The sequence below is a fragment of the Pseudochelatococcus sp. G4_1912 genome (genome assembly GCF_047501465.1).
In the GTDB taxonomy this organism is placed as follows: Bacteria; Pseudomonadota; Alphaproteobacteria; order Rhizobiales; family Beijerinckiaceae; genus Pseudochelatococcus.
Map to the genome: position 1 here is coordinate 815,682 of NZ_JAZDRL010000001.1, position 24,156 is coordinate 839,837.

The 24,156-nt window shown below is 54.0% G+C and carries 18 protein-coding genes and 1 riboswitch; of the genes, 6 read left to right on the plus strand and 12 right to left on the minus strand.

Going from position 1 to position 24,156, the window contains the following annotated elements; genetic code table 11:
- Positions 1 to 23: 23 nt before the first annotated feature.
- From VRZ32_RS03815 to VRZ32_RS03845, 7 genes are all read right to left on the minus strand, one after another.
- Entirely contained in the window at positions 24 to 1,601 is a 1,578-nt protein-coding gene (locus VRZ32_RS03815; protein ID WP_414524334.1) for a DHA2 family efflux MFS transporter permease subunit, read from the minus strand.
- Between the two features lie 25 nt (positions 1,602 to 1,626).
- Positions 1,627 to 2,796: an HlyD family secretion protein gene (locus VRZ32_RS03820; RefSeq protein WP_414524336.1), complete on the minus strand. Its 1,170-nt coding sequence runs from the start codon at positions 2,794 to 2,796 to the stop codon at positions 1,627 to 1,629.
- 169 nt (positions 2,797 to 2,965) lie between these two features.
- The gene (locus tag VRZ32_RS03825; RefSeq protein ID WP_414524338.1) at positions 2,966 to 4,363 is read right to left on the minus strand and encodes an MATE family efflux transporter; all 1,398 of its coding nucleotides are present in this window, start codon (positions 4,361 to 4,363) and stop codon (positions 2,966 to 2,968) included.
- Between the two features lie 177 nt (positions 4,364 to 4,540).
- Complete coding sequence (pgsA, locus tag VRZ32_RS03830; protein ID WP_414524340.1) at positions 4,541 to 5,188, minus strand: CDP-diacylglycerol--glycerol-3-phosphate 3-phosphatidyltransferase; 648 nt, start codon at positions 5,186 to 5,188, stop codon at positions 4,541 to 4,543.
- Positions 5,189 to 5,230: 42 nt separating this feature from the next.
- Complete coding sequence (gene uvrC / locus VRZ32_RS03835; RefSeq protein ID WP_414524342.1) at positions 5,231 to 7,237, minus strand: excinuclease ABC subunit UvrC; 2,007 nt, start codon at positions 7,235 to 7,237, stop codon at positions 5,231 to 5,233.
- A gap of 113 nt (positions 7,238 to 7,350) precedes the next feature.
- Complete coding sequence (locus VRZ32_RS03840) at positions 7,351 to 8,589, minus strand: multidrug effflux MFS transporter (RefSeq protein WP_414524344.1); 1,239 nt, start codon at positions 8,587 to 8,589, stop codon at positions 7,351 to 7,353.
- Between the two features lie 70 nt (positions 8,590 to 8,659).
- Positions 8,660 to 9,310, minus strand: a complete 651-nt coding sequence (locus tag VRZ32_RS03845; protein WP_414524346.1) for a LysE family translocator — start codon at positions 9,308 to 9,310, stop codon at positions 8,660 to 8,662.
- Between the two features lie 509 nt (positions 9,311 to 9,819).
- On the opposite strand from VRZ32_RS03845, the gene VRZ32_RS03850 reads away from it, so the two are divergent.
- Both VRZ32_RS03850 and VRZ32_RS03855 read left to right on the plus strand, forming a co-directional pair.
- Positions 9,820 to 10,587: a metal ABC transporter ATP-binding protein gene (locus tag VRZ32_RS03850; RefSeq protein ID WP_414525031.1), complete on the plus strand. Its 768-nt coding sequence runs from the start codon at positions 9,820 to 9,822 to the stop codon at positions 10,585 to 10,587.
- Positions 10,587 to 11,471 carry a metal ABC transporter permease gene (locus tag VRZ32_RS03855; RefSeq protein WP_414524348.1) on the plus strand — a complete coding sequence of 295 codons (885 nt, stop codon included), beginning with the start codon at positions 10,587 to 10,589 and terminating at the stop codon, positions 11,469 to 11,471. Before VRZ32_RS03850 ends, VRZ32_RS03855 begins: the two co-directional genes overlap by 1 nt.
- Before the next feature lie 86 nt (positions 11,472 to 11,557).
- Here the strand turns inward: VRZ32_RS03855 and VRZ32_RS03860 are convergent, their stop codons facing one another.
- The 5 genes from VRZ32_RS03860 to VRZ32_RS03880 form a co-directional block, all read right to left on the minus strand.
- Positions 11,558 to 11,932, minus strand: coding sequence for a flagellar export protein FliJ (locus VRZ32_RS03860; protein ID WP_414524356.1), 375 nt, complete (start codon positions 11,930 to 11,932; stop codon positions 11,558 to 11,560).
- Between the two features lie 166 nt (positions 11,933 to 12,098).
- Complete coding sequence (gene xth / locus VRZ32_RS03865; RefSeq protein WP_414525032.1) at positions 12,099 to 12,920, minus strand: exodeoxyribonuclease III; 822 nt, start codon at positions 12,918 to 12,920, stop codon at positions 12,099 to 12,101.
- A gap of 254 nt (positions 12,921 to 13,174) precedes the next feature.
- On the minus strand, positions 13,175 to 14,242 hold the full coding sequence (locus VRZ32_RS03870) for an outer-membrane lipoprotein carrier protein LolA (RefSeq protein ID WP_414524358.1): 1,068 nt from the start codon (positions 14,240 to 14,242) through the stop codon (positions 13,175 to 13,177).
- 174 nt (positions 14,243 to 14,416) lie between these two features.
- The gene (locus VRZ32_RS03875; protein ID WP_414524360.1) at positions 14,417 to 17,446 is read right to left on the minus strand and encodes a DNA translocase FtsK 4TM domain-containing protein; all 3,030 of its coding nucleotides are present in this window, start codon (positions 17,444 to 17,446) and stop codon (positions 14,417 to 14,419) included.
- A gap of 207 nt (positions 17,447 to 17,653) precedes the next feature.
- Positions 17,654 to 18,865 (minus strand): MFS transporter, encoded by a 1,212-nt coding sequence (locus VRZ32_RS03880; protein WP_414525033.1) that lies wholly within the window; start codon positions 18,863 to 18,865, stop codon positions 17,654 to 17,656.
- Between the two features lie 273 nt (positions 18,866 to 19,138).
- Positions 19,139 to 19,330, plus strand: a riboswitch (cobalamin riboswitch).
- A 180-nt stretch (positions 19,331 to 19,510) separates the two neighbouring features.
- Here VRZ32_RS03880 and VRZ32_RS03885 point away from each other — a divergent pair.
- From VRZ32_RS03885 to VRZ32_RS03900, 4 genes are read left to right on the plus strand one after another with little or no spacing between them, the layout of a single operon-like run.
- Positions 19,511 to 21,406 (plus strand): TonB-dependent receptor plug domain-containing protein, encoded by a 1,896-nt coding sequence (locus VRZ32_RS03885; RefSeq protein WP_414524362.1) that lies wholly within the window; start codon positions 19,511 to 19,513, stop codon positions 21,404 to 21,406.
- Positions 21,407 to 21,433: 27 nt separating this feature from the next.
- On the plus strand, positions 21,434 to 22,312 hold the full coding sequence (locus VRZ32_RS03890; protein ID WP_414524364.1) for an ABC transporter substrate-binding protein: 879 nt from the start codon (positions 21,434 to 21,436) through the stop codon (positions 22,310 to 22,312).
- Positions 22,309 to 23,313, plus strand: coding sequence for a FecCD family ABC transporter permease (locus VRZ32_RS03895; RefSeq protein ID WP_414524366.1), 1,005 nt, complete (start codon positions 22,309 to 22,311; stop codon positions 23,311 to 23,313). Before VRZ32_RS03890 ends, VRZ32_RS03895 begins: the two co-directional genes overlap by 4 nt.
- Complete coding sequence (locus tag VRZ32_RS03900; protein ID WP_414524368.1) at positions 23,313 to 24,083, plus strand: ABC transporter ATP-binding protein; 771 nt, start codon at positions 23,313 to 23,315, stop codon at positions 24,081 to 24,083. Before VRZ32_RS03895 ends, VRZ32_RS03900 begins: the two co-directional genes overlap by 1 nt.
- Positions 24,084 to 24,156: the final 73 nt, after the last annotated feature.

Here is a 24,156-nt window from a genome sequence, read left to right on the forward strand (position 1 = left end):
CATGGCGCGAAGATCAGCACATCCTAGTGGCCAGGCGCCGGCTCGGCACTCGGCTCCACCTTTTTCATGATGGGCAAAACGAACAGTAGCAGCAAGAACAGGAAGGTCAGAGCATAGAATACGTCTGCGAACGACATCACTGTGGCTTGCTGGCGCACCAACCCTGCCAGTTTCTTGATGGCAGCAAGCTCCGCATCCGATCCCAGTGGCGCTAATCCTGCCGTGATTTTCGCCAAAGTTTCCTCGGCTGCCTCGTGCCCCCAACGCACCTGTTCGTGCAAGCGGGCAAGATGCAGATCAAGCCGCGAATTCAGCATCGTATTGATAACGGCAAGCCCAACAGCACCGCCGAGATTTCGCGTCAGATTAAACAGACCAGACGCATTTTTCACCATATCCTGGGGCAGAGTGCCGAGTGAAATATTGCTAATTGGCACCATGCAGATCATCAGCGATACACCCCGTAGTATCTGCGGCACGAATAGCTCCCAGAAGTCCCAATCCTTGGTCAGGCCCGTCACTTGCCAGGTGCCCAGCGCAAAACCGGCAAAGCCTATCCCCATCATGATGCGCGGATCGAGCTTGCGGGATAGTATTCCGGCAATCGGCGCCGTGAGAAACATTGCCACGCCGCTGACGAACATTGTCTCGCCAATCATCAACGCTGAATAGCCCCGCACCCGCGCGAGATATAGTGGATAGATATACGTCAATCCATAAAGGCCAATGCCCATGGCAAAGCTGAAAAGAGACCCCATCGCGAAGTTGCGGTTGGTAAATGCCCGGATGTCCACCACTGGCTCTCGCGCAGATAGCACGCGCAAGAAAAATCCAATGGCACCTACCACCATGACAATCGAGAAGATGACAATCAGATGATCATCAAACCAATCATTGAGGGGCCCTTCTTCAAGCACATACTCAAGACTACCCAAAAAGCCTGCCATGAAAAGCAGGCCCCACCAGTCAAAATGCTCAAGCAGCGACAGGTCCGGCTTGTCAAAATCAACGAGCGAGATCGTCATTATAGTCACTATCACGCCGGGCACGATGTTAATGAGAAACAGCCAATGCCATGAGAATATATCAGTCAGATACCCGCCAATAGTCGGCCCAATCGTTGGCGCGAGCGTTGCCACAAGGCCGATGATCGGCGATACGACAGATTGCTTATCCCGCGGGAAGGCACTGAAGGCCGTGGCAAACACGGTTGGGATCATGCCACCGCCGATAAACCCCTGCAATGCACGGTAGACGATCATCTGTTCGATTGAAGTGGCGGTGGCGCACATGAAGCTCATGAACGTAAAGCCCGCCGCAGATGCAGCAAACAACCAGCGTGTTGAAAATGCCCGCGATAAAAAACCTGATAGCGGTATCATGATCACTTCGGCGATCAGATAGCTCGTTTGCACCCACGAAATTTCATCTGCGCTCGCACCAAGCCCCGCTTGAATTTCGGTGAGAGAGGCCGAGACAATCTGGATATCCAGAATGGCCATGAACATGCCAAAAACCATGCAAACGAAAGCAATGAACTTTCGCGCAGGGATCCCCAGAATAAGACGACCGGGAGCCGGCATTTCAAGCGCGCTCATCATAACCGGACTTTCTGACTTTTCAGTCTCAGTTAGTATTCATTCGATGCTCATCAGCCGTACTTGTTCGTGGTGCATCTGGCCTATCTCTATGGGCCACGTTTTCATGCGCACGCGTATCGACCCTTGCTTCGACAGACATACCAGCCCGCAAAACATGAGCCCGTAAAGCATCTTCAGATAAAGCAATTCGCACCGGAATACGCTGCACTATCTTGGTAAAATTCCCCGTCGCATTTTCAGGCGGCAGAAGGCTGAAGAGCGCACCAGAAGCTGGCGCTATGCTTTCCACCGTGCCGGTAAATACCTTGCCAGAATAGGAATCTATTGTGATTGATACCGGCTGGCCGGGGCGCAGGCTATCGAGCTGCGTTTCCTTGAAGTTTGCCTCGACATAAACATCACTCAACGGCACGATCACTGCCAGACGCTGGCCAACAGATACCAACTTGCCAACCTCAAGCGCTTTGTTACCAACAACGCCGCTAATAGGCGCACGTATAATTGTGAAGTCCAGATCGCGCTGTGCCCGTTCAAGACTGGTTTTATACTCGGCCAGGTTTCGCTGTGCTTCGAGCTGCTGAGCATGCATCACGCCCAGATTGGCTTGCGCTGAAACAAGCGCTGCATTGGCACCCTGCACATTGGCTGCAGCGCGGTCCTTATCTGCGCGCGCATTATCAAGTGCGGCCTGGCTGGCATAATTGCTGCTGGCAAGCTTTGACTGCCGGTCAAATTCCTTGGCGCTACGCTCCGCATTGACATCTGCCAGCGTAATCTGGGATTGCGCCTGCGTTACCGCAGCCTCAGCCACCTTGATCTGCTCACCAATCCGGCTGATCGTTGCTTCCTGAGATGCAATTCTTCCCTGCGCGGCCTCTACCGCCAGCTTATAGTCACCATCATCGATACGCGCGATAACATCGCCTGTTTGAACAAACTGATTTTCCGTTATCGCGATGCTTGCAACATAACCGGAGACCTTCGCCGCAAGGGTTGTGATATCGGCCTGTACATATGCATCATCGGTGGAGATCTCGAAGCGACCAAACGTCCACCAATGATATCCCTCATAAACAGCAGCCACTAACAGCAGCACACCTGCTACCGTTAGTATCGCCTTCCGCCTTCCGCTCTTTTGGGAAGGCGGGATTTGGGTTTCTGGTGTTGTATTGTTAGCGACGTCATGCGCTGTCATCAATTCCGTCCAAAATAAACACGCTGTCATCGCAACGCGCGGTCTCATGTAAGCCCATATAATCACAGGTTCAATATGCTTATTGTGCGCCGGCACACGCACATGACTTACATGCGCCTGACGCAAGGCTAATGTATTTATCTTGGTTCAGAATACCGGGATTAAGCCCTTAAGCTTGCGGAGAATGAAAACTCACCAAACCTAGGCGTTCGCGCCGCATCCATCTTGCAAGCATCAAGATCGCTACAACGAAAAGCCCCACTGCCAGCCCCATCCAGATCCCATCCCCACCGAACCCCGCGCCAAAGCCCAAGTAAACACAAAGCGGCAAGCCAATGAACCAATAACCAATGACAGCATAGATCATAGGTACACGGGTGTCGTGCAGTCCCCTTAAAGCAGCAATGCCAAGCACCTGTCCGCCATCAGCCAGCTGGAATAAAGCCGCGAACGCAAGGAAGCTAACTGCGAACTCAACTGCCGTTGCATTTGCTGGATCATGAATATTGAGAAATGCGCTCACAAGCGTTACAGGCATCACCGTCATCAAAATGGCAGAGATTGTTACCGCCAGCATACCCAGGCCAATGCCGATCCATCCCGCACGCGTTACGCCATCCCGATCACCCGCGCCATAGGCACGCCCCACACGCACGGTAATTGCCTGCGATAGCCCAACTGCAACCATGAACGAAATGCCGGCAAGCTGAATGGCCACAGCATGCGCTGCAAGCGATGCCTCGCCGATCCAGCCCATCATGAAGGCTGCTGCATTGAACACGCTGATCTCAAACGTGGAAAGCGCAGCAATTGGCAATCCCAACGCCCAGAAAGCCCGGAAGCGAGGCCAATCTGCCTGCCAGAAATGACCAAACACATGATAACGACGAAACCGTCTGTCACGCAGCACAACAAACGCCAAAATCAGAAACAGACTCAAATTAGCACAGGTACTGGCAATGCCTGAGCCAACCAGCTCCAGGCGTGGAAAACCGAAGTTCCCAAACACAAGCAGCCAATTACCCAAGGCATTGAATACAATACCAAACATCGCCGCGAAAAGCGCCCATTGGGGACGCTCAAGCGCTGATACAAATGAGCGCAGCACCAGAAAGCCCAGAAACGGTAATAGCCCCCACAGAAACATGCGCAGATAACCGCCTGCCAATGCAGAAAGATCAGCAGGCTCGCCAATTGCAAGCAAGATGATCTCGCCATTCCACAACAGCAGCGCGCAAGGAATAAAAATAATAATCGCCGACCACAAACCTTGCCGTACTGTGCGCCGAACTTCGCGCACAGCAAAGCGATTTTGCCCCAGTGCGCGCGCAATCATGGGCGAAGCAGCCGTCAGCAACCCCAGCGCGAACAGCATCACCAGATGATACAGATTGGTCGCCAGCGTAGCCGCAGCCAATGCCTGTGATCCCAGCCTGCCAATGAAAATCACGTCAGTTGCCGTGATGGCCATCTGTGCGAGCGTGGTCAAAACCAGTGGCCAGCCGAGCGCAACAGTCGCCCGCAGCTCGGCCCGCCACGCAGCGTAATCTGGCTTGGAATGCGGCATTGTATCCGCCAAAGAAGAACTATGAACCATAATAGTGGTTATTTAGCTGAAAAAATAATCAGCCGCCATGATCCTTTACGAAGGCAAACGCTTTCCTGCCATGCAAATAACGCTGGTCCTTAAAAGCAATTCATATGGCGCAGCAGATAAAACAGCATTTACAAAGCGGACATTACTCTAGCTTTGCGACCGCTCATCCTGCGCCAGAATATGGCGAATGCCGTGATTGAGATAGTCCCAGCCTGTATAAAGCGTTAGTAGCGCAGCAACCCAGAGCAGGCCAATACCGATTTTCAAGGTGCCTGGCAAAACAACCTCTCCTGCCTGCCCCGCGATCAAAAAGCCAAGCGCCACTAGCTGCGCAGCTGTTTTCCATTTCGCAACCTTGGTCACAGGAACGCTGACACGCAGTTCGGCCAGAAACTCGCGAAGTCCTGACACCAGCATTTCCCGACACATAATGATAATCGCCGCCCACAGAGACCAGCTTCTGATTGTGCCATCCGCTACCAGCATCAGCAAGGAAGAGGCAACAAGCAGCTTATCGGCAATTGGATCAAGCATGCGCCCCAAAGCGGACTGCTGTGCCCATGCGCGTGCGAGATAACCGTCAAGATAATCTGTTGCAGCGGCCAGCGCGAAGATCGCCAATGCCGCCCAGCGCATTTCCCATTCATTAGGCCAGAACATGCAGATGACAAGCGCAGGTACAGCCAGAATGCGCCCGTAGGTCAGCATATTTGGCAGGCTTAGCGCCTTTGATGGCAGCTTGCCTGCACCCTTAGCGGGTGTATCGGTGGAAGCATCGAAGGGGGGCGTAGTCATACCTTATCCACCAGATATCCTGCATCATTTATCGGAAGAGACTCAGCCGTCCCGCTCATGAAAAAACTCATAGACCATTTTTGCGGTTGCTGCATTGATTCCAGGCACCCCGCATAAATCTTCCAAAGAAGCTTGCGACACCGCCTTGGCCGTACCAAAATGCAGCAGCAAAGCCCGCTTGCGTGCCGGCCCGATACCCGCAATCTCATCCAGAGGGCTTTTGGTAAACTCCCGCTTGCGTTTAGCGCGATGGGTGCCAATAGCAAACCTATGTGCTTCATCGCGCAATCGTTCGATATAGTAAAGCGTTGGATCGCGCGGCGGCAACCGGAACGGTGGGCGTCCTTCCACAAAGAAAGTCTCGCGTCCTGCGTCACGATCCACACCCTTGGCAACTCCTACCACCGGCACATCGTTCACACCAATTGCAGCTAATGCCCGACGCACAGCAGCAACCTGCCCTTGCCCGCCATCGATCAAAAGCAAATCCGGCCATGCAGGAAAGGCGCGCTCAACCTCCTCGCCTGGCTCATTATCCCCTTGCTCCTCATCGTATGAAGGGCGCCCCCCCTCCTTAACAAGACGTGCAAAACGGCGATGCAAAACCTCCTGCATCATGCCGAAGTCATCACCAGGGGTTATTTCTTCAGAGCGGATATTGAAGGTACGGTAATGGGTTTTCATGAACCCCTCACGACCAGCAACAATCATCCCCCCAACGGCATTGGTGCCCATGATGTGCGAGTTATCGTATACTTCGATGCGGCGCGGCACACGCGCCAACCCGAACGCTTGCGCAACAGCGCCCAGTAGCTTGTCCTGTGATGCCGTGTCTGCCAATTTTCGTGCAAGGGCTTCCTGCGCATTCCGGGCGACATGCGCCACGAGCGTGTACTTTTCTCCTCGTTGCGGCACCGCAAGCTCAACCTTATGGCCTGCATTCGTGGAGAGCGCCTCTTCCAGCAACGCATTTTCTGTCGGCATATGAGACAGCAAGACCAGCCGCGGGGAAGGTTTGTCTTCATAAAACTGCGCAAGGAAGGCGGATAGCACCTCTTCCAATGGCATGTTTCTATCTGCGCGAGGGAAGTAAGAGCGGTTTCCCCAGTTCTGACCATTGCGGAAGAAAAACACCTGAACGCAGAACATTCCTGCCTCAGTTGCGATGGCAAATACATCTGCCTCATCAACCGTTTGTGGATTGATGCTCTGTGTACCCTGCACGGTTGAAAGCGCAGCCAGCCGATCGCGATACCGTGCAGCGCGCTCATACTCAAGGCTTTCGGATGCAGCTTGCATGTCCTCAGCAAGTCTGCGTTTTACCGCTGTTGATTTACCAGAAAGAAAGTCACCCGCTTCATCAACTAATCTGGCGTAATCCTCCTGCGAAATCTCACCTGTGCAAGGCCCTGCGCAACGCTTGATTTGGAACAGAAGACACGGCCTTGTGCGGTTTTCATAATAACTATCAGTGCATGTACGTAGCAAAAACGCGCGTTGCAGGGCATTCACTGTGCGATTAACGGCCCCACCATCGGCAAACGGGCCATAGTAACGCCCTTTACGGGTGCGCGCACCACGGTGCTTCACCAGCTGCGGCGCCGGATGATCGCCTGTAATCAAGATATATGGAAACGACTTATCGTCGCGCATCAGCACATTGTAACGTGGACGCAACTGCTTAATCAGATTGGCTTCAAGCAACAGCGCGGCCGTTTCGGTATCAGTGGTGATGAACTCCATCGCCACTGTTTCCGCAATCATGCGCATCGTGCGATGCCCGCCATGGCCAATGCCACGCACGTAGGAAGCCACACGCTTCTTCAGATTCAGCGCTTTGCCTACATAGAGAACATGCCCTTCGGCATCGATCATCCGATACACGCCTGGTAGATGCGGCAATGTTTTCCAGAAACGACGAATTACCTCCGCCCCGGCACGCACAGACGCGGGCGTGTTCGTTTCCTCTGCCCAGAGATCAGTGTCGGGCAGAACATCCACGTTATCACCAGACACCGCGTCCGGATTGCTATCATCAGACTGATTCATATTACCTTGGAAACGCTCCGCCCCGTTCATGCCGCGACCTCTCAATCACAGCCTTATTGCCAATAGCACCTTCGCATGTAGGGCGTTTAATAGCGGTTTACACCCGCCAGAGGCTAATGATCGCGAAACATCTTATCACGCTCCGTCCAGGCCACCATGCCCACTGCGGCAACGCCCAAAACCAGGTAGCCTATGGTGAGGGGAAGAACAGAGCCATCATAAAATTGTCCGACAATCATACCCAAAAATCCACTGAGCGCCGTTGTCGCGGCACCAATAAATGATGAGGCAGTTCCAGCAATGCGCCCCATCGGTTCCATTGCCAGTGCATTAAAGTTTGGCATCGACAGGCTGAAAATGAAATTCAGCGCAGCCAATAACAAACAAAATGCAATCAATGGTGGATGCCCATTATGAACCAATGCAAGCACCACTTGCATCAGGCTGACAATCGCGAACGCAACCACTCCCATATGTGAAAGCCGCCGCAGACCAATACGACGCACCAAAATGGAATTCACAAATGATGCAATGCCCATCACTCCGGCAATCAGGCCAAAGACAACCGGGAACACCGTACCGAGGCCATACACATCGGTCTCAAAAATTTGCTGAGCTGAGTTGATATATCCCATCAACGTTCCCAGCATCAGGCTAACAGCCAAGGTATAGCCCAAGGTGGTGCGGTTGGTAACGCACTGGCGCATGCCATCCCATATGCCGCTCACAGAAAGCTTTAGGCGATTTTCCGGATGCAACGTTTCTGGCATACGTAGCGAGAACCACACCAGCACTGACAAGCCAAGCATCAACATGCTGACGAAGATTAACCGCCACGATCCAAACATCAGTATCACCGCACCGCTTCCGGGCGCGAGGACGGGGCCAATAATGAACACCATCATGACGAAGGACATCACCCGCGCCATTTCCTGCCCGCGATAGCGATCCCGCACGATGGTCATCACCAATACGCGCGATGCTGCACCACCAACTCCCTGTATCGCACGCGCCACCAGCAACATCTCAAAACTGGTAGATATGATCGCCAGCACCGTGCCGGCTGCATAGATTATCATACCAATCAACATGGATGGCCGACGCCCGATCGCGTCCGAAAGAGGACCATAAACCAATTGACTAACGGCAAAACCTGCCATGTAGCTTGAGATAAGAAATTGCGTATCATTCGCATCAAGAAGGCGAAATTCATGCTGTATTGGCACGAATGCCGGCAGCAAATTGTCGATAGACAACGCAACCATTGCCATCATCAGCGCGATAAGGGCGACAAACTCTCCGAACGGCGGCATCCTGTCGGCACGGCTGGGCATGGATGCTGGAGAGGTCATGCTAGGGTACAATCCTGTACTGGAGGCAGATAAGCCCTGTCATTCACATATAGCCATATTGCGAAATGCATTACTTGCTCATGGCAAGCTTCACACCAAGCCCTATCAACGCTGCCCCCATAACAGCATCGAAAGGTTTGCGCATACGACCGTAAACCGAACGCACACCAGGCGATGAAAAAATCATGGCCAGCGTTGTGAACCAACCAATCGCCACGACCACAACAACCGCAATTGTTGTCGCATAAACCCAGGTAGGCGCACCGACGGGTAACACCGTTACAAACAGACTACCGAAAAATGCCATGGATTTGGGGTTGGTCAAACCAACCAAAAGCCCGCGTCGCACGGAGGGAAGGAAAGCCCGGCGCGATTCCGTAACCTCAACCGCAGCAGACACAGTTGGCACGTCATCCGCTTGCCTACCCTTTTGGCGCCGCAGAGATGCCATCATGCGTAAGCCCAGATAAATAAGATACGCCGCCCCCACAAAGCGCACGACCTCATAGGCCCACGCCATCTGGGACAGCATGACGCCAAGGCCAAAAACCGCAAGCGTTGCCCATATCGTACAGGCACACGACACGCCCATAGCTGCGCCAAGACCCGCACGGCGACCTGTTAATGCATGCGAGGTAATGGCAATGAAATCAGGCCCCGGACTGATACAGGCCAGCAGCATTACACCTGCCAAAGTCAAAAGTTGGGGAAGAAACTCCACAATAGCCACCTCGAAATAACACGCTCTCTAACATCCCGGAAACATTTCCCAGGCGGATACAACAAAATGAACAAGCGTCATAATTAAGGCGTTACGACCGACATCTGAATTCCCTTGTTGATCATAACGATATCAGACACGTGCAATTACTGATAGGCGACCAAGCGAATGGGTTGCATGCATCTTAAGCAATGGCACGGGTAAAGAGCCACCATGAGGTGGAAGGTTGAATTTTCCAAATGTTATATTATAACATCATCAAGTGATGGGCATTTTATAATGCCTGCGCTTCATAAAAGTAGATCGCAGATGATGGGGAAGCGATTGTTTAACCGGCCTAAAATGCAAAGCACATCAGTCTTGCGTCATTCAGCGCTTGACAGGTTGGCGGTGGCACTTGTCATCTCGCTCTTCCTATGGGGCATAGCATTCTGGGCCATGGACTGGATCTGACAATGCCACATCATCATACGCACAGTCATGATCACGACCATCATCAAGCACCTGCAATGTGCAAAGAAGTCAATGCCAGCCCTGCCCCCAGCATAAAGCTGGAAAACCTGACCATTGCCTATCGCCGCCACCCGGCTGTGCATCATTTATCTGGCCAATTTGCCCCTGGCTCTCTGACAGCCATTGTCGGTCCCAATGGCGCGGGTAAATCCACGCTTTTAAAAGCGATTATGGGGAGCATGCGTCCAGAATCCGGACGCATCGACATTTCTGGCGTAAAGCGCCAAGATATCGCCTATCTACCGCAGATCAGCGAAGTTGATCGCACCTTCCCAATCTCCGTGCTTGATCTGGTCGCGCTAGGTCTATGGCGGCAAAGTGGTGGCTTTGGTCGTATTAAGCCTGCCCACTTGCAACGCATAGAGAATGCAATTGCAACGGTTGGTTTGGGTGGCCTGGCACATCGTCCGATAAGCACGCTTTCTGGCGGGCAGTTCCAACGTGCACTTTTCGCTCGCATGCTTTTGCAGGATGCGCGCCTGCTACTGCTGGACGAACCCTTTACCGCGCTCGACATGAAAACCACAGCCGATCTGCTTGATGTCGTCAAAGACTGGCACGGTGAAAATCGCACCATCATCGCAGTGCTGCACGACATTGATTTGGTTCGCGAGCATTTCCCTCAAGCGCTTCTGCTTGCGCGCTCCCCTGTTGCATGGGGCGAGGCACAGGAGGTATTGACTGCCGCCAACATGCTGCAAGCACGGCGGATGTGCGAAGGTTTCGATGACGGCGCGCCCGTTTGCAAGCATCAGGCTGCATAATGCTTTACGATTTTCTGATTGCGCCATTCATTGATTACGGCTTCATGCGCCGCGCGCTGGCGGGATGTCTGGCGCTATCCTTTGGCGGCTGCCCGTTAGGCGTACTGCTCGTACTACGCCGCATGAGCCTGATGGGCGATGCCATGGCGCACGCCATTCTACCCGGTGCAGCCATCGGCTTTCTGGTTGCCGGACTATCGCTCGTTGCCATGACCATTGGCGGTGTTGCCACCGGGCTTACGGTCGCAATTCTGGCAGGCCTGGTCTCCCGCGCGACTCCACTACGAGAAGATGCCAGCTTTGCTGCGTTTTATCTGGTCTCATTGGGACTTGGTGTTCTAATCGTCTCAATGCGCGGCTCGAATGTCGATCTGCTGCACGTATTGTTCGGTACTGTTCTAGCGCTTGACGATCCAGCGTTGATATTGATTGTCTCCATTGCAACCCTCACCTTGATCGTTTTGGCAATCATCTACCGCCCATTGCTCGTGGAATGTCTTGATCCAGGTTTTCTGCGTGCTGTTGGCAATATTGGCCCAATAAGTCTTGGACCAATCATCCACATTAGCTTTATCGCGCTTGTGGTGTTCAACCTGGTAGGGGGCTTTCAAGCGCTTGGTACATTGATGGTTGTAGGACTGATTATGCTACCAGCCATTGCTGCGCGTTTCTGGTCGCAGGAAGTGCCCGGACAGATGATGATTGCCGTGCTTTTCGGCATCATGGCAAGCATAGCAGGGCTTCTGGCCTCATATCATTGGAGCGCGCCTGCATCGTCCGCCATTATCCTGGCAGCAGGAGGCCTCTATATGCTGTCAATTGTGATCGGCCGCTTCGATAGCCTGGCAACATCAATTATCCAGCTCCGCCACCGTACAGGCTAAAGCGTTGATCTTCGCGTCGTGATAGCTGCAAATGGCCTCATAGCATTGCCATTTGCAGCCACCACGACCAAAGATCAGTACATTCTTCAGAAATGCGCATCTAATGAGCGGTGCATTGACCTATCGCGTATTGTTTCGCGATCATCGAGCGCTTCCGCCCGACGCAATTCTGATAATGCATCGTCGAGATCGGCGAGTGCGTCGTTCAACTGCCCCTTCAGATCTTCCGCAGATTGCAGCAGATTATCGCGCCGCTGAGCCGCAGCTCTAGCGTATGTAGGATAGGCAAAGTGGTTGAGATCGGCAATCCCGGCGCGTTTTTCTTCGCCTGCAATCTCTTTTTCGAGATCATCGGCCATGCGCTGGAAATCGGCGATCATCGCCTCAATCTGCGTCACGCGGCGACGCTTTTCCTGAACGTGGAATGTCTTCAACTGAATGATGCCGCTGCGAGGTTTCATCGCTAATATAGCTCCCATCAGGCCCTGCCGATTCTCCGGCTTTGGTCCGTTTCGAAGCTTATCTTGCGGGATAACTGGTTGATCGTTCCTTACCGCACCCCGCCCCTCAACTGCTATTCTTGCATAATATCATGCATGTAGGACAAAAATGACACAGCTGGTCCATTCAGATCTGCAACGTCACTGTCACAGGTGCATGGTCTGACGGGCGCTCCCATCCGCGGGTCTCACGTGTAATTTTTGTTGCGGCAAGCGCGGGCGTCAGGCTTGGTGCGATCCAGATATGATCAAGTCTGCGCCCCTTGTTCGCAGCAGCCCAATCGGGCGAGCGATAACTCCACCATGTGTAGACCTTCTCAGGCTCTGGCTGTAGTGTACGCACGGCATCCACGTATTGGCTGACTTGGCGAAACCGCTCCAGACGCTCTGTTTCCACAGGCGTGTGGCTAACCACATTCAGCAGCGCCTTGTGGCTCCAAACATCGGTTTCATAAGGCGCGACGTTGAGATCACCGACGAGGATACTGGGCCTTTCAGCAGGCAGGGTCTGCTCATTCCATAGCATCAACTCATCAAGAAATGCGAGCTTATGAGCAAAACGGGGGTTAACTTCCGGGTCGGGAATATCACCGCCAGCGGGCACATAAAAATTGTGGATACGTAATCCCTTGCGCCCATTCGAGGCACCCGTGCCGGCGAGCTCTACCGTCAAATGGCGCGAATCCTCTTTATCGCAGAATTGCCGAATCATGGTCTCAGCAAACGGAATGCGCGAGAGAGTAGCAACGCCGTGATAACCTTTCTGGCCATTCAGCGCGACATACTGATATCCGAGGGCGCGAAAAGCCGCGAGTGGGAACTGGTCATTGGGACACTTCGTTTCCTGCAAGCAAAGCACATCCGGCTCATGTTCGCCGAGGAAGCGGATCACCTGGTCAATGCGCAGGCGGACGGAGTTGATGTTCCACGTAGTGAGCGAAAACGACACGGCAAGCTCTTTAACGGTTATCGACAGCGCGAAAGCGCGCACTCAGTAAGCACAAACTGCCCCGATGGCAGCAACGACACAAGGCATCAAAGATGCAGATTTTGTCCCCCAGCAAGCAAATGCTCATCCGCAGGATGTGTTGAGCTTCGTATCGGAGGAAGCCATAGAAAGAGCGTCTTTCGACGCTTTTACCAGAGGTGCTTAATCACAAAGGGTTGGCATTTACAGGCCACCATAAAGTGAGAATACATACCCTAGCGATTGACCACCTGGACCCCAGATAGTCTTACTGTTGTTTCATAGCCTTGGGGATCTACAATCATCCACTCGCGCAGGACATTTGCCCGTGCATCGAAACGCAGGGTCACTTGCGAGGTGCCGCCAAGCGTTGCGCTGTCCTCAAGCGTGATGTCGATGGAGCCATCAGGATCAATCTGCACATCTTTCACTTGCACATCTCGTGACAGATCGACGTTATCACGCAGCAAAAACTTCAGCGGCGTCTGACCAATCGAATACACATCGTTGGTGCGCAGCTTTGAATCGCGTACGGCAACTGAGCGCCCATCGGCGACGATTTCGAGCGTGCTCGGTGGATCATAAGCAAAACGTAGACGCCCCGGACGCTGGACATACAGGGTGCCTCCCACCTGTCGCCCGTCTGCACCAGTCTGCAGGAAACGTGCGGTGAGAGTGTTGATACCATTCAAGTATGCGCTAACCCGGGCAACGGCCTCCGCCGATGTGCGCGGCATTGCGGGGGCCTGAGCAACCTGGAGTGCAGGAGGTGCTACAGGGGCAATTGGAGTTGCAGCAGGCTGCACAACCGGTGCCACGACAGCAGCAGCAGCAGGACCGCCAATACCAGTGGGTCGCGGCGGTGGCGATGGTGGAAGCGGCTTGGCTATTGTCTGCTGGAGAGGAGACTCTGTTAAGGACTGCGCCTCTGGGGCAGGTTGCATAGGGTTTTCTGGAGAAACAGACGCGGCAGGCCTTATGCCACGTGGCAGTAATGGTTGACGCGAAGGCGGTAAAGGCACCGACACTTGCGGTGCTGATACCGGCTGGGGCATTCCCTGCGCAGCTTCAGAAGACTCAACTGGCATAGCAGGTTGCGCCTCCATATCAGGCGACGGCACCCCCTGAGGGGGCTCGATTGGCTGCGTATATTGCGGCGTCGATGGTTCTGGCTTGAAAATGCCGTCCAGAAAACGGCTTAAAGGATCCTGTGCATGCGCAGAAGAAGCATACATCGCTAGCGCTGACGCCAATAACGTCGCACGAATGATCGCAGGCTGTAGCCGACTTAACCGTATTGCCATGTCACCTTCTGCATCTATCACACAAATCAAAAGTGCAGGCCATTCCACACTTCGATCCGATACGCGATATAATCAGAAGATATGGCGAAAGCAGGTCCATGATTGCAAGAAGGAATCGTTAGAAACGACCTCTTATCACAGCATCGTTCTTAAAAAGTCCGAACTAATGGCATATCAGCCATGATGTGCCTGATCTTCGCCACCAAGCAATATCTCCCGCTTGCCAGCATGATTAGCCGCACCGACAATGCCCTCAAGCTCCATACGCTCCATAATGGAAGCAGCGCGATTGTAACCGATCTGAAGCCTGCGCTGGATGTATGAAGTTGAAGCCTTCCGATCGCGCAACACAATGGCAATTGCCTGATCATAGAGATCATTGCTGCCACCAGAACCATTGCTCGTATTATCGAACACGGCCCCACCGTCGCCTTCTGGCGCGGCCTCTTCATCAGCGGTTACTGCTTCAAGATACTGTGGGCGTCCTTGGGTTTTCAGATGTGCAACAATCTTCTCGACCTCATCATCAGAAACGAAAGGTCCATGCACACGCATGACACGGCCTCCACCTGCCATATAGAGCATATCGCCCTGACCAAGCAGTTGCTCTGCGCCCTGCTCGCCTAGAATGGTGCGGCTATCGATCTTGGAAGTAACCTGGAATGAAATGCGGGTGGGGAAGTTAGCCTTGATCGTCCCCGTGATGACATCCACAGAAGGACGTTGCGTAGCAAGAATCACGTGGATACCGGCAGCACGCGCCATTTGCGCCAGACGCTGGATGGTGCCCTCAATTTCCTTACCCGCGACCATCATCAGATCGGCCATCTCGTCGACCAAGACGACGATATAGGGCAATGGCTCAAGGTCCATCACCTCATCTTCGTAAATTGCCTCACCTGTGTCGCGATCAAAACCAGTCTGCACAGTGCGCGTGATGATCTCACCACGCAACTTGGCATCACGCACCCGGGTGTTGAAACCATCGATGTTGCGCACCGATAGCTTCGACATTTTCTTGTAACGCTCTTCCATCTCCCGCACTGCCCATTTCAGGGCAACGACAGCCTTCTTGGGATCCGTCACAACAGGTGTCAGCAGATGCGGAATACCGTCATAGATCGAGAGTTCGAGCATCTTGGGGTCAACCATGATCAGGCGGCATTCTTCCGGCTTCAACCGGTAAAGCAGCGACATGATCATCGTATTGATGGCAACAGATTTACCCGAACCCGTCGTACCGGCAACGAGCAGATGCGGCATGCGGGCAAGATCTGCAATCACCGGCTCACCACCGATGGTTTTGCCAAGGCACAGCGCCAGTTTGAACTTGGACCGCTGGAATTCTTCCGATGCGAGGGACTCGCGCAAATAAACCGTTTCACGCTTGGCGTTCGGCAGCTCGATGCCGATGGCATTACGGCCTGGTACCACCGCCACACGCGCAGAAATTGCACTCATCGAACGGGCGATATCATCGGCAAGCGATATAACGCGAGATGATTTGGTGCCCGGGGCAGGTTCAAGCTCATAAAGCGTAACCACGGGGCCGGGGCGAACCTGGATAATGTCACCACGCACACCAAAATCTTCAAGCGTACTCTCCAGCAACGCTGCGTTTTGCTCCAACGCATCCTCAGAGATCGTGTCTTTCGGGCCACTCGGCAGCGCCAGAATTGACAGAGGCGGCATTTCATATCCCGAAGACGATGCGTTCGTCGCAGGCACCCGTCGCGTGTTCACAGCTTGCGTTACTGGACGCGCAGGCTGAGGCGGGGCCGGTGCACGCGCAACTGGCGCAGGAGGCGCAACCCGTGGAGATACACGTGACCGCGGCATGTCATCGTTGGAAGGAGAAAGCGTTGGCGCGCGCATAGTCCGGGGATTGAATGCAGGCGGTGCATGCAGCGGCTGTGAAAGCTCCATATCCTCGATGGCTTCGCCAATCTCGCTGTCCTCACCGAAGTAAGGTGCATCACCAGAATCCAGCGTCGCAAAGTCATGCGCAGCAGAGAGAGGCATCTCATTCAGCCAGGCATCGTCTTCTACGGTAGCGGCCGCTTCCTCAGCGCCATATGCATCGAATGAAAGATCGTCAGCGGGCACGAAATCGAGCGCGGCCTCATCTGTATTGCCCCGATGGCGCGCCGCTAACTCACGATCAGTGCTGCGGGTAAAGCGCACATTAGGCGGCAACTGAAATGGTTTGCGCCATGCAGGCACAGCATCATCAGGCGCGTTGCCCTCATAGGGAGCATCATCGCACTCTTGCGCCAACGGCACAGCAGCCGGTATTGGCCCACGCGGCAGCTGCACGCGTGAAACGCGCTCACGCGATGGAGCAAATGCTGCAACCTCAGGCGGAACTGCGTTATCCGCATAAATATCGGCCTGTGCGCGCGCTGGAACAGCTACGCCATTCGGGTAATAACCTGATGGGGCAGGTCCGGATGGCGCAGCGCCAACAGCGTATTCATCAGCATACTCATCACCAAAGACGGGTTCATGCCCTCCCCGGCCCACATTCCCATAAGCTATATCAGGCTTGCGGAACCTGCGCGATGCAGCAGCCTTGACAGTCATCAACCCATGAACAGCCGCGCCCAGAGATACAATGCCCCAACCAGGCTCATCCCGACTATCATCTTCATCAACCGGCAGATCGTAATATTCATCTTCCAGCGATGCTTGCGGTTGAGCCGCCAAACCAAAGCCGGACGCCGCTGACAGCGCAAGAATGCCTACAGCTGCATATCCAATTCCAATGATGAAACCACTGACACTGCCCTCACCGAAAAGCCCCGTGCCCCCGAACAACAGCGCATCGCCAACCACACCACCAAGACCAGAAGGAAGTGGCCAGCGTGCTGTTTCCGGCATGGCGCTGGCAACTGCAGCGGCAGCGGCCGTCCCCAAAATCCACAACCCAAGCCGGAGCCCCATACGGGGCAGCGGTTTACGCGCGATGAGCCTGAAGGCCCAGATAGCACACGGCACCAACAGAGCAATGGAGCCAAGGCCAAAAATCTGCATGGCAAGATCAGCAAAGATCGCTCCAGGCAATCCCAGCATGTTGGCAACATGCTGATCTGTAGCATGTGTGAAACTTGGATCGGTGACCGACCAAGTCATCAATGCCACGACGGCTGCACCTACAACGGCGAGCAAAGCAAGGCCTGCCAGCTCAACCGCACGATTCAGCATGAAGCGCCGCAGCGCGTCGGAGATATCATCGGCTTGGGACGAAGTCCGTCGTATGGTTCGCATGGTTTGGGCAGATCAGGTTCTCAAGCGCAATAGCGGGATGACGTGATTCTATTAAATATAGATGTCGCCGGTTAAGCTCGAATTAACTCAAGCACCGGCGACATGGTTAAATTGATCAGAAATAAATTTAATTATAGCAAAATGTCAGGCCGGGTCCGTATTTTCACCGCCCTGAATGATCCGAAGGCGAGGCTGTCGCAAATTCGGCAGAAACGCTGTCAACAAACCGATTGCCGGTAAAAACGCACACATCTGGTAGACGAATACGATTCCCCGGTGATCTGCCAAAGCGCCAAGGGCAGCTGCCCCCACACCGCCCATGCCGAATGCCAGCCCGAAGAAAAGGCCGGAAATCATTCCAACTTTTCCCGGAACAAGCTCCTGTGCGAACACCACAATTGCCGGAAAGGCAGACGACATCACGGCGCCGATAATCACAGACAACACCCCTGTCCAGAAAAGATTTGCGAATGGGAGCATCAGCGTAAAGGGCAATACGCCCAGCACGGAAACCCACAACACGGTCTTGCGCCCGAAACGATCACCGATCGGCCCACCGATCACCGTACCTGCTGCCGCAGCACCCAGAAACAGGAAAAGGAACAATTGCGAATCCTGCACCGAAACGCCAAATGTATCGATGAGATAAAACATATAATAGCTTGAAATGCTTGCCATATAGATGTTTTTCGAAAACACTAGAAGGCATAGCACGATCAGGCTGATGACCACAGTTCTGCGCGGCAGGGTGCTTTTATGCACGATAACCGGGCGCAACGCTGCTGCCTTACGATATCGACTATACCAACCACCGACGCGCCATAAGATCACCATGGCAACCAGTGCGATCAACGAAAACCATGCAACGCTACCCTGACCACGTGGCAACACAATAAAGGCAGCGAGCAATGGCCCAATCGCCGTGCCAAAATTACCGCCAACCTGAAACAGCGATTGCGCCAACCCATGCCGCCCACCGGCCGCCATACGCGCCACGCGCGACGCTTCCGGGTGGAAAACTGAAGAGCCAATGCCAATCAGACATGCTGCAACCACAAGCATCATATAATCATGAGCGACCGCTAGCAGCAGAAGGCCGAAAAAGGTGAAGCCCATGCCTGCAGAGAGCGAGTATGGCATCGGGCGCTTGTCTGTATACATCCCGATCAGGGGTTGCAGCAGCGATGCCGTCACCTGGAAAGCCAGAGTCAGAAACCCGATCTGCACAAAATCGAGATTAAAATCCGCCTTGAAAATCGGGTACATCGACGTGAACAGCGCCTGCATGATGTCATTCAACAGATGGCTGAAGCTGATCGCTGCGATGATAACAAATGCCGTGCTTTCAACAGGCATGCGTCCAACCGCATTGTTCACGTCAGAGGCTGACAAATCCGCAGCCTCATTCTGATTAATGGACACCCGACTTTCCTCCACAAAACGCCCACCCAACAATGGCCGCGCACTTGTTCTTGATCGATGCAAAACAAGAAAGCAATAGCTACTGTTTCAAAGCTTTAGAGCTATACCACACAAGAACCAGCACAGGTGATGGCGCAATCTGCATAGCGGCTAACCATGGCACTCATGCCATGGATGATCTCATGCTTTGACAGACCTGCCAGTGCGGGATATCGATAAGGTGACGGTTCCCTCACGGGATCAAAAGGGAACGCAGTGCGCGCCAGCGCTATTCTGCGGCTGTCCCCGCAACTGTAAGCAGCGAGCTTTCCGCCATGATGCCACTGGAGCCAACTCCGGGAAGGCGGTGGGAGCGTTGAGCTGCAAGCCAGGAGACCTGCCGTCAACCGTGGTCATCGCGGAGTCATTGGTCGGGGTGTGCCAGTGGGGCTTTTCGCTTCGCACTATGCAAGCAGAGGCATTATCTCGCAGTGACGTGCCACACGCTGGAGATGCAACGCTCCAGCGCCTGAAAGGTTTACTGTGTCTCAAGCAGCGCGGCCACTTGGCCTATGTAGCACGCATACAATATTTGTATTGATGGCAACATCAGCAGCCTGCACTCTCCCCTCCCCTGCAGCCTTTGCGCAGCAAATTGAACCGACGCTCATCCTCGACGAGATTTCCGTCAGCGCAACCTCGCTGCCTACACCCGTGCGACAAGTGGGATCGTCAGTAACAGTGATTACCGCTGAGGAAATTGCCCGTACCCAACGCCGCACCCTTCCCGATGCTCTCGCCCCTGTGCCTGGCACCAGCGTTGTCCAAACAGGAGGGCCAGGCGGGCAGGCATCAGTGTTCATTCGCGGCACCAGTGCCAATCATGTTAAGGTGCTGATTGATGGTGTGCCGGTCAATGACCCATCCACGCCCACCGGCGCTTATGATTTTGGCCATCTGCCGACGGCTGATATTGCTCGCATTGAAGTCTTGCGCGGTCCGCAAAGTGGCCTTTATGGCGCCGATGCTTTGGGCGGGGTTATCAGCATCACGACCAAGACCGGAAAAGCCCCCCCAAAAGCATCATTAGAGATGGAAGGCGGATCCTTCGGAACCTTCAACCAGACAGCTCAGGCATCCGGCGGGAATGATCGGTTTGATTATTTCCTCTCGGCGGCCCATATGCGCACCGAAGCAACGCCCGTAACGCCACCTGAATTGGTGCCAGCGGGACAGCGTATCAATGACGATTCCTATGATAACTGGTCTTTCGCATCCAGATTCGGCGTAAACCTGACAGAAAGCCTGCGTCTTTCATTTATAGGACGCTATACAGACGCCTTGCTGAAAAACACAATGGATGACGGCTGGCCAAGCGCCCCAAACCCTGCCCGCAGTGCACAGCGCAATCAGCGTTTCCTCGCGCGGGCGCAGGGCGAGTGGTCGATGTGGGACGGGCGCATCAACAATACGTTCGGCGTTGGCTATGCGAATGAAGATCGCCATAATACGGGGCCTATCAATGCTTACGGGCCAGGGATCGTTAATAGCAACCTTGGCGAACGCACAATCCATGATTGGCGTACAGATATCGCAATAACCCCTGAACACACACTAATCCTCGGCCTCCAGCATGAGCGCGAGCGGTTTGATGATGACATGATTACAGCATCAAGCAACAATGCTGCGGGGTTCATCGAATGGCAGGGGAAAATCTCTGAACGCCTCGCATTTGCGGCAAACATTCGTCACGACGATAATAATGATTATGGCGGACACACCACCTGGCGCTTTGCTCCAACATTGACATTGCCCGTAACGGAAACACGTTTGAAAGGCAGCATCGGCACAGCCTTCAAGGCCCCCTCGCTCAGCCAGCGTTTTGCTGACTCACGCCCTGCTTTTGATTTCTACGGCAACCCTGATCTAAAACCGGAAACCAGCACCGGCTACGATCTGGGCTTCGAGCAGCCTTTCGCGAATGAGAAAGTGCTCGTAGGGGCAACATACTTTCACAACAATATCAATGACCTGATCAATACCAACACGACATTCACCTCTTACACTAACGTGGGACAAGCAACGACGAGAGGCGTGGAAGCATTTGGCGCTGTGCAGCTAACAGAAGATGTCGACATGCGCATCGATTACACCTTTACCCTCGCACGCGATGATATTGCACGTCAGGAATTGTTACGTCGCCCCCGGCATAAGGCGAGCTTTACCGCATTCTGGCAGGCCAACGACAAGCTACGATTGTCTGCAACGGCGCTTTATGTTGGAGCATTTGTTGACGGCAATCGCGATTTCTCGATCACACGTCTGCGTACATCTGGATACGCAACCGTGAATCTGGCTGCGGATTATCAGGCAGATGAACAGACAGTTTTGTTTGCACGCGTCGACAACCTGTTCGATCGTCGCTATGAAAATCCAACAGGTTTTCTACGGCCAGGGCTTGGCGTTTATGCCGGCTTGCGGTTTTCTCCGCAGTAACTGGCCAATTGTTCGGATTTGGGGAACATGGCGGGGCGCATAGCAATTAGCACTATCTCTTGGCGCGCCCTGCCAGCCCTTGTACTCCTGGCATGCACGTGGCTGGCATTACACACTGTTGCTGCAGCTAAAACAGATGGTCCGCAACATATCGTCTCCATTAATATGTGTGCTGACGGTTTAGTGCTCACTTTGGCTGATCCCGAACAGATCGCTTCGCTTTCATACCTGTCGCATGATCCACGAAATGTTGATTGGGCGAAGGCCGCATCAGCGTATGCCACAAATAAAGGGCGCGCAGAAGAAGTGCGTGCGCTCTCTCCCGATCTCGTATTGGCCAGTACTTTTACTGCCCCAGCCACGCTTGCGATGCTTCGCCGGCTTGGAATTCGGGTTATCACACTCGAAGTGCCCCACACCTTCGATGCCATTCGCGCGCAAATACGCCTTGTTGCAGAACTCATTGGTCAACAAAAGCGAGGCGAAGCCACCATTAAGGCAATGGATACCCGCCTTGCCAACCTAGCGAAATCCACCCCGCTGCCTGTCTTGAAAACGCTGGTGCTGCAATCCAACAACATTGTTGCCGGCGCCAATACACTGCCTGACAGCATTCTGGCAGAAGCAGGTCTCATAAACATCGCAGCCCAGACAGGTGTTTCGGGATATGGGCGCATGTCTCTTGAAGCCATTCTCAATCATCAGCCAGATGTCATCATCATCGACGCCAGTGAGAAGAACGGCCCTGCACGCGCTTCGCAGCTATTAGATCACCCCGCAATACGAGCGCTAAAGCGGCAAGGCACCCGCTTCATCAACATCCCCCAGCATTTATGGGTATGTGCAGGCCCCAGCTCTGCCGATGCTGTAGGCTATTTGCGCCAAAGCTTGCAGGCTGCACCATGATTGAACGGTGGCCCCTCTCCTATGGCACAAGTTTGGTACTGCTGGTATTATCATCCTTAGCGTTGACAGTGGTCTCGCTGATGATCGGCGATACATCACTCAACATCCTCGCTGCCTCAGCAGATCTCATTCATGGAAGAGAAGGCCTCGCGAGTCTGATATTTCTGGAGCTGCGGCTACCGCGCGCAATTTTGGGATTTCTCACAGGTTTCAGCCTTGGCATCACGGGCGCGGCTATGCAAGGTCTACTGCGTAATCCACTAGCCGAACCGGGTGTGATGGGCGTATCCGGAGCAGCAGCGCTCGGCGCGGTCATTGTGTTTTATAGCGGCCTTGCAGGGATAATCTCGTTTGCACTTCCGCTTGGCGGCTTTGCTGGCGCGGTGGTGGCGAGCATCATTCTCTACGCGCTGGCTGGCCGGGGCGCTGGCACGATGACATTGGTTTTGGCAGGCGTTGCCATCAATAGCCTGGCCGGGGCGCTAACCGCGCTTGCGCTTAACCTGTCCCCCAATCCCTTTGCTGCGATGGAGATTGTATTCTGGCTTATGGGCTCACTTACCGATCGCAGCCTGTCAGATGTCGCACTTGTCATTGCGCCGATGATGTTTGGTTGGGCGCTGCTGCTGATGTCCGCACCTGCACTCGATGCATTGAGCCTTGGCGAGGAAGTAGCTCAGAGCCTCGGCTTTAACCTTCGTCGATTACGGGTACAGCTGATCGCAGGTACGGCGCTTGCCGTTGGTAGTGCAGTGGCGGTTACAGGTGTGGTTGGCTTCGTTGGCCTGGTTGTGCCGCATCTTGTACGCCCCTTGGCGCATCGCAAGCCCAGCCGTGTGCTGTTATTATCAGGCTTTGCTGGCGCAATCCTCACGCTATGCGCTGATATTGGCCTGCGCCTCCTCCCAATTCAGCCTGAGCTTAACCTTGGTGTCGTGACAGCACTGATTGGTGCGCCGTTTCTGTTTGTGCTGATTCAGCGATTGCAGGAGCGCCCTTGATGCAAATTTGCGCTTCCAATCTTCATGTAGCTATTGATGAGAAAATCATTCTAAGTAACTTGAATTTCTCACTAAATAATGGCGAATTGATTGGCTTGATAGGCCGCAATGGCGCCGGTAAATCCACACTCTTGAAAGCAATGGCAGGGCTGATACCCATAAAGAGCGGTACGCTCACAATAGCGGGGAAGCCGCTCGATGCCTTGTCGCAACAACACCGCGCACAACAGATCGCCTACTTGCCGCAAAACGGGCCTGCACATTGGAATCTAACGATTGAAGCGTTGGTAGAGCTTGGCCGCCTACCTCACCGTGGCGCTGTTGATGGCACGCAATCCTGCAATGCAAAAGCCGTGGCACGTGCGCTCCAGAAAACCGGCCTGGAAGAACTGCGAGATCGTTCAGTCGATACACTTTCGGGTGGTGAGCGCATGCGCGCACTCCTTGCCCGCGCCTTGGCAGTGGAAGCGCCAATCCTGCTGGCCGATGAGCCTATCGCCGCACTCGATCCGCTTCATCAACTCCAGACACTTGAGCTGCTTCGCAACACCGCACATTCGGGCGGCATCACCATTGCTGTCTTGCACGATCTCACCCTTGCCAGCCGTTTTTGCGATCGTCTGATCTTGCTGGACAAAGGAACAATTGTCGCTAATGGCCCCGCCACCGCTGTGCTTAGCGACACCAACATCGCAAATGCTTATGAAATCAGTGTCCACCGCAGCACGCATGAGGGCACGACCTTCATCATGCCCTGGAAACCACTGTAAGTTATGCCATACCCAAGGCATCTAAAATCACCAGCCTCATCGAATTTTGCGCCCAAATATGTTGCATCGCGCC